This window comes from Acetivibrio sp., from assembly GCF_035371925.1.
Lineage (GTDB): Bacteria > Bacillota > Clostridia > Acetivibrionales > Acetivibrionaceae > Hungateiclostridium.
On record NZ_DAORXT010000001.1, the window covers coordinates 79,577 to 86,671 of the forward strand.

The 7,095-nt window shown below is 38.2% G+C and carries 7 protein-coding genes and 3 tRNA genes; 4 read left to right on the plus strand and 6 right to left on the minus strand.

What is annotated here, in order from left to right:
- Window positions 1-29: 29 nt before the first annotated feature.
- The 3 genes from PLH43_RS00345 to gpr all read right to left on the minus strand — a co-directional run bounded on the left by PLH43_RS00345 (window position 30) and on the right by gpr (window position 3,010).
- Window positions 30-731, minus strand: a complete 702-nt coding sequence (locus PLH43_RS00345) for a M50 family metallopeptidase (protein WP_324358895.1) — start codon at window positions 729-731, stop codon at window positions 30-32.
- Between the two features lie 213 nt (window positions 732-944).
- Window positions 945-1,796, minus strand: coding sequence for an N-acetylmuramoyl-L-alanine amidase (locus PLH43_RS00350; RefSeq protein WP_324358897.1), 852 nt, complete (start codon window positions 1,794-1,796; stop codon window positions 945-947).
- Window positions 1,797-2,020: 224 nt separating this feature from the next.
- Window positions 2,021-3,010, minus strand: a complete 990-nt coding sequence (gene gpr, locus PLH43_RS00355; protein ID WP_324358899.1) for a GPR endopeptidase — start codon at window positions 3,008-3,010, stop codon at window positions 2,021-2,023.
- A gap of 231 nt (window positions 3,011-3,241) precedes the next feature.
- Between gpr and rpsT the strand changes: the two genes are divergently transcribed.
- The gene (gene rpsT / locus PLH43_RS00360) at window positions 3,242-3,508 is read left to right on the plus strand and encodes a 30S ribosomal protein S20 (protein WP_324358901.1); all 267 of its coding nucleotides are present in this window, start codon (window positions 3,242-3,244) and stop codon (window positions 3,506-3,508) included.
- 86 nt (window positions 3,509-3,594) lie between these two features.
- On the opposite strand, the gene holA is transcribed toward rpsT, so the two are convergent.
- On the minus strand, window positions 3,595-4,608 hold the full coding sequence (gene holA, locus PLH43_RS00365; protein ID WP_324358903.1) for a DNA polymerase III subunit delta: 1,014 nt from the start codon (window positions 4,606-4,608) through the stop codon (window positions 3,595-3,597).
- Between the two features lie 223 nt (window positions 4,609-4,831).
- Here holA and PLH43_RS00370 point away from each other — a divergent pair.
- From PLH43_RS00370 to PLH43_RS00380, 3 genes are all read left to right on the plus strand, one after another.
- A tRNA-Ile gene (locus PLH43_RS00370) sits at window positions 4,832-4,908 on the plus strand.
- A 14-nt stretch (window positions 4,909-4,922) separates the two neighbouring features.
- Window positions 4,923-4,998: transfer RNA gene (locus tag PLH43_RS00375), tRNA-Phe, on the plus strand.
- A 28-nt stretch (window positions 4,999-5,026) separates the two neighbouring features.
- Window positions 5,027-5,111: transfer RNA gene (locus tag PLH43_RS00380), tRNA-Tyr, on the plus strand.
- A gap of 70 nt (window positions 5,112-5,181) precedes the next feature.
- Here the strand turns inward: PLH43_RS00380 and murD are convergent.
- Together murD and PLH43_RS00390 are read right to left on the minus strand one after the other, a co-directional pair.
- Window positions 5,182-6,582, minus strand: coding sequence for a UDP-N-acetylmuramoyl-L-alanine--D-glutamate ligase (gene murD / locus PLH43_RS00385; RefSeq protein ID WP_324358905.1), 1,401 nt, complete (start codon window positions 6,580-6,582; stop codon window positions 5,182-5,184).
- 94 nt (window positions 6,583-6,676) lie between these two features.
- Complete coding sequence (locus PLH43_RS00390) at window positions 6,677-6,997, minus strand: hypothetical protein (protein WP_324358907.1); 321 nt, start codon at window positions 6,995-6,997, stop codon at window positions 6,677-6,679.
- Window positions 6,998-7,095: the final 98 nt, after the last annotated feature.

Below are 7,095 nucleotides of genomic sequence, written 5' to 3' on the forward strand. Positions count from 1 at the left end.
GATTAAATGAAATTTCTCTTTGTCCCAAATCAATTTCGTCTTTTTCCGGTTCTAGTCATTTTTAAAACCACCGCATTTAGCACCAATACCGAAATTGCAATCCAGACTATTGCCCATAACAATTCGGGCAATCCCGTAATATTTCTTAATCTTGCTATATCCAAAGCTATACTTACGTTCCACCCCTTTATAATCGAAAAACGCTGATTAATCTTAAACAGCAAAGTCTCAACCAACGTCTCATAAATAATATATGCAATGGATGACATGGCCACGACATCAATTACAATTTCCTCAATGGCATCCCTTTGAATCATATAAAGAAGAATCGCAATTGCCGTAAATACAGCAGCATATAAAACAGTTCCCCTTAAGGCAGGAACGCTTATTGAAACAAAAAGATATATAATTGCAAGACTCCCCGGAAGATATTTTTTTGCATTGGTTCTTTTAAAAAACATTATCAATACAAAAAACAGTATACTTCCAAAATAACCTCCGTTGGATATCATAAAAGATGGAAACCATCCTTCTGCACTAACCATTGAGTCCCCCATAGACCCAAATGCGGCTCCAAAAGCGTTCGAACCGTAGCCGAAAAGAAACGCCATGAAAGCATGCCCCATCTTGTGAAAAAATACGGATAAAATCCTAAAGGGCTTTAGCATAATCTGGTTCCATAGCAAAACAACAGCAATTAAAATCGCAAGGTATTTCCCTATAGTTTTCATATTCACCCCATGTAATTTTACTCAAGTTTTAACATGCCAACGCCAAATAAATCCTATTAACGATGCTAAAATTTAATTGCCAAGCTTATACATAAAATTATACCTATAGACAATAAAAAAAGAAAGAGATTTCCCTTTCTTTTTTGAGTAATAAAATTCATCTATAAAATTCTGTTAAGGGCTCTCTAAAAAAGCTTAATCCCGGTTTAATCATTAATCTTCGATTATTGTATAGCCTCCGTTTTCATCTTTAACAGCACCCATCTCATCAAGTGCCTTCATCACTGCATCTGCCAGAGCCTGGGCTGCTTTCTGCCTGAACGCAGTATCTTTAAGTTTTGCTCTGTCCGACGGACTTGAAATGTAGGCAATTTCGGCTATTACCGCCGGCATCACAGTTTTTCGCAATACTGCCAGATTGGGTCTTTCTATTATACCGTTGTCTACAGTACCGAGCGCACTTATCAATTCTTTTTGAACAATTGTTGCAAGTTTTTTGCCATCCATCTTACTGTATTTGGGATTTACCGGAGGACAGTAAAGAGTCTCCGTACCCCGGTAGTCGGAATTATCGGGCATGGAATTGCTGTGTACACTGATAAAAAGCGTGGCATCAAGCCTGTTCGCAAGGTCAACTCTCGGATCAAGGTCAATAAAAACATCGGTTTTCCTGGTATATACTACCTTGACCCCCAGCTCCTCAAGAAGCTCCCCAAGCTTTAATGATATATCCAGATTTATATCCTTTTCATAAAAAGTTCCATTATAAGCTCCCAAGTCCTCTCCACCATGTCCCGGGTCTATCACCACAATTACCTCTTTGGGCCTGGATTTATCAATATTGCTAGGTTCGTCTAAATTTTCGCGGCCGCCAACTGAATTGTTGTTATTGTTATTTAAATAATCATTTCCGCTTTCAGCCCTCTTTGACATCATTTGGCTTCCAATGCCAATTCCGACTGCCGCCAAAATTACAATCCCCATTGTAAAAACCAATGCCCTTTTTCTTGGTGAAGCGTGCAAAAAAAGCTTTCGCAATTTTATAAAAAAACTCATTCTGTTCATAATCTTCCCCATTTACAACCTTTTATATTGAAAATCATACTATCAAAAAACTTTCAAGTCAAATGAAAAAGTTCCATTTTTAGCTTCTAAACGCAAAACAAAAAACTGTTTTTATACTTAAGACAACATAAATTGAATATGCAATGCACAGATTATGTCGTCTATATTATCGTATAAAAACAGTTTTATTACAATGTGAATTTTATTGGAAAGCTGTATAATTTTTACTGAACATACCGGTTTACATCGTTTAATGTAATACCCTGATGAAGCGCAATATTAAGGCCGTTTGCAATTACCTTTGCAATTCTGTCAACAACATCGTCAATCTCTTTTGGAGTTACTACGAGATTGCCGACATAGGGCTGCAGCACCTCTTGTATCAACTGGTATTTCTCATTTCTGTCAATATTTTTGAGCAAATTGTAAAAATGGGCATCCTCTTTTGCTTCTTTTATGAGGTTGTCTATAACCAGGTCTATGGTGTCATTTGCCATGGTTGCGGCATCCACCACTGTCGGAACTCCGATTGCGATAACAGGCACGCCCAGAGTTTCTCTGGAAAGCTCCATTCTTTTATTTCCCACACCGGAGCCCGGAGCAATTCCTGTATCTGCAATCTGAATAGTGGTATTCACTCTTTCCATCTTTCTGGAAGCCAGAGCATCTATCGCAATCACAATATCTGGTCTAACCCTGTCCACAATACCCCTTACAATCTCACCCGTCTCTATACCGGTAATACCCAGTACCCCGGGTGATACCGCACAAACTGGTCTTACCCCTTTATCAACCTGTTCGGGAACATATTCAAGCAAATGCCTTGTGACCATAAGCCCCGACACAGCTTTCGGTCCTAATGCATCCGGTGTGACATTCCAGTTGCCCAGTCCGATGACCAGAATCGTTGAATCGTCCCTAAGTCTCAATATGCGTGTCAATTCCTTGGCAAGGGCTTTGCAGGTCTCTTCGTACAGTTCCTGGTCATTTTCTTTCAGCCTTGGCACCTCAAGGGTGATATAATTACCCATCGGCTTTCCGATGGCCGCCTCACCAGTAGGAGATGTTACTCTCACCCGGGTTATCTTTATATCCTCCGTACCGTCATTTTCGATGTCAACCCCCGGCGGATCCCTTCTTTGATTTTCAAACTCGTTTTCTTTCAGCAGTTCGTGAGCTTCCAACACAAGGTCTGTTCTTATACTCTTTTTCACTCCATAATCCTCCCTTACCTGTTTTTCCAAATGAAATAATTTCGATTATCTCAGATAAGCTTTATTTTTCCTCAACAGCTAATAATAAATACCTGTATTTTGACCTTAGGCACAACAAAACTTTTTGTCTCCATGTCAATATTTATGCAAAAAATGCGAATTTGCCCTTGCATTTTGATTTATATCGTGTTAAAATACTCTCTGTTGAATAACTCGCAGGAGGTGAAGAGGTTGCCAAATATTAAGTCTGCTATCAAAAGAGTACGTGTTTCAAAGAGAAAGACTCTTACAAACAGTATTAGAAAATCAGTACTTAAAACTAATATAAAGAAATGCAAACAAGCTATTGCAAGCAATGATTCAAACGCTGCAGAAGCTCTTAAAATTGCAATAAAGACCATAGATAAAGCAGCAGCAAAGAACGTTATTCATAAAAACACCGCTGCGAGAAGAAAATCAAAGCTTGCCAAGGCATTAAACGCTGCCGCTAAACAATAAAAACGTACTGGATAGTACGTTTTTTGCTTAAATCCTGATTTCAAAAGCTCACGGGTTCTTTTCCCGGAGCTTTTTTATGTGTCTTTTTATTCAGCCGCCAAATTGCAAATTAGTATTTCAACAGCTGTTCTGTCGTTTATCTTACCCGTCTTTATTGAAAGATCCAGCTCAAGGGCTTCCTGTACTGCCTTTTTAAGTTTATCCAAGGAAAAACAGTCGGACTGGCGAATCATTTTATTGACGGCATAGGGATTTACGCCCATTTTTGAACACGCCTCTTTCCCATCCATACCTTTGCTGCGCAAAAGTTTCAATTCCAATAACTGTTTTAGTTGCTTTGCTATCATAAATAAAACCTTGGGCATGGGTTCTTTTAAAATAATCATGTCATTAAGGAGCTTCAAAGCCAAATCAAGCTTTCTTTCCGCTATAGCATCAATCAAATCGAATATTCTGCTTTTTATAGATTTCGTGCAAACCTTTTTTATATCATCAACATTAACTTTAGGCCTTTCACCCAAATAAAGAACAACCTTGTTTATTTCGTTCAGTATTTCAGTCATACCTTCCTCACATATATCTATAAAGTATGACGCCGTACTCGCATCAATCTCCTTGTCGTAGGACTTAAAAACCCTAACAGCCCACTTTACAAGTTCGGGCGGCTTTTGAAAAGGAAATTCCACCATCATTCCATGTTTCTTTATAGCACCTGTAATTTTAAGTCTTTTATCTATATCCTCCTCATAAAAAACAAGGCAGGTATAATTGGGCATACTCTGCAAGTATTCAATCAATTCATCCTTTTTGCTATCCTTTGAGGTTTTTGACTTTTTTGAGCTAAATAATTCCGACTTTTTAACAACAACCAGTTTCTTTTCGGCAAAAAACGGCATCGTCTCACAGGCTTCAATAATCTTTGAAGCCTCAGTTCTTCCCTCTATTACTACTTTATTTAGGCCTGTTGTGTCATCTCTTAGAATAATCTCTTCTATTTTGCCCAGGTAGAATTTCTTCAGGTATTCTTCCTCACCGTAGAAAAGATATAGCTTGTTTAAGCTTTCGTTTTTTATTTCCAGCTTTAATTTGTCTATACTCATTTTACTCTCCCAAAGTCTTTGAATTTCACCAACAACATAGATTATATATTTTCCGAAGTATTTGTTCAAGCCCGGCTCAAATTTGAAAAATTATTATTTTCGCAATATTTTCGCAAAAATTCTCTTGACTTATATCCGAATTTCAATTATACTATTCATTGCCGTCACAAAAGGCTGTGAAAAATGTGAAATTCATTGCATTTTGTGGAATATAGTTTTACACGGGCCTTTAGCTCAGTTGGTTAGAGCAACCGGCTCATAACCGGTTGGTCCGGGGTTCGAGTCCCTGAAGGCCCACCAACAATAAGTGTTTTGCCCAGATAGCTCAGTTGGTAGAGCAGAGGACTGAAAATCCTCGTGTCGCTGGTTCGATTCCGGCTCTGGGCACCACAATATTCATTAACTTAATATTATACATGGAGGGATTCCCGAGAGGCCAAAGGGGGCAGACTGTAAATCTGTTGTCACTGACTTCGATGGTTCGAATCCATCTCCCTCCACCAAAAACGGTTAGAGTTTAAACTCTAACCGTTTCTTATATTTATCCACGTTTTTGCCACTAATTCATTCTCGTCAGGCCTTGATGGAATTAACAATCTCTTTAAACTTCCTGCCTCTCTCCTCAAAGCTTTTAAACATATCAAAGCTGGCACTTGCCGGGGACAAAATTATTGTATCCTCAGAGGAGGCAAAACTATAAGCAGCTTGAACTGCATCTTCAAGCGAACTGCACTTTAAAACCGGAATATCGGCGCCTTTTCCCGACCTTTCCGTCTCATCCTTCAATGCCTTTTCTATTTTAGGAGCTGTCTGCCCAATCAAGACAAGGCACTTTACCTTTTCTGCAATTACCGGTCCTAAGGCGTCATAAGGTATTTTTTTGTCATAGCCGCCGGATATTAAAATTACTTTGTCCTTAAAGGAGTTCAACCCAGCAATCGTTCTCGTGGGACTGCTTGCTATGGAGTCATTGTAGAATTTTACACCGCCAATATCCCTTACAAGCTCAATCCTGTGCTCAACCCCGGTAAAGGTCGTTGCAACCTTTTTTATAACGTCTTTGTCGACATAATCTATTACAGCAGCAGTTGCCGCAAGGAAATTCTCTATGTTATGCACTCCCGGAATAATAATCTCATTAGTCCTAACAATCTCAGTTACCGATTCGCCGTCTTTAAAAACAAGCATATCGTCCTTTAATATTGCGCCCTTTTCAAGATTGCTTTTTCTGCTGAAATAAACCACATTTCCTTTTGCCTCATCTGCAAATTCGCGGGTAATGTCATTGTCAAAATTAAGTACCAGCTTATCTTTTGGCGACTGGTGTATAAAAACATTCTTTTTGGCAAATACGTATTCATCCATGGATTTATGTACATCCAAGTGGTTGGGTGAAACATTTGTAACAACCGCCACATGGGGACTTTTAGTCATGGTATGCAGCTGAAAACTGCTAAGCTCCAGTACAACTTTGTCCGTATCCTTTATTTCATCAATCTTACTTAATAAAGGTATTCCTATATTTCCCCCCAGCCAGCAATTATAGCCCTGCTCCTTTAGCATATTGTAGATAAGCGTGGTGGTTGTGGTCTTTCCGTCGCTGCCCGTTACGGCAAAAATCTGCGCTGGACAAAGCTCAAAAAAGACTTCCATCTCGGAGGTCACCACAGTCCCCTCCTCCTTTGCAGCCAGAATCTGGGGAATATCATACCTCATTCCCGGAGTTCTGAACAGTATGTCAAAACCTTTTAAATTGTCAAGATATCCTTCACCCAAACTATATTTAATATCCATGCCCTTAAATTGTTCCAATAGAGGCTCCAGTTTTGTTTTGTCCGACTTGTCAAAGGCTGTGATATCCGCACCGAGATTGTACAAATAAGAAATTAACGGAGTATGGCTGATTCCTATACCCAACACGGCAACTTTTTTATTTTTTATTTTGCTTTTGAAGTCATTTAATTTGCTATTCAAAATATTTCCTCCATTTTTTATTTCAAGTATATTATATGGTAAAAACCCATATAAGATTATAGATAAAAATTTTTTATATATAAAACGCCGTTTACTACGTTCTTTTTCGATTATTGCGGTACATATAATGCATTAATGTCTTGTCGAATTTTCTTACCCACTTTTCAGAGCCGATTTTTTTGGAAAACTCTATACACTGTCTTAAAAAAACCTCTTCGCTTTTTATCTTGCTGTTTATCATTCTTTCTCTTATTGACATAAAAGTACCGTATTTGTCGTAAAGAATGATATTTTCACGGCATATCATATACAAAAACGTTCCCACCATTTCATCTTTGTATAATATTTCCTCAAATATTTCCGGAGTATAATTCAAAACATTGACATTTAGATATTTTTCTTTTAAAAGTTCCAACTTGACAGTTTCATTAAACAATATAAATTTATCGAGGGAAGTTTCATTTAAATTGCAAGTTTAATTGCCTTACAAAATCTTACAGAACCCTGTTTTAA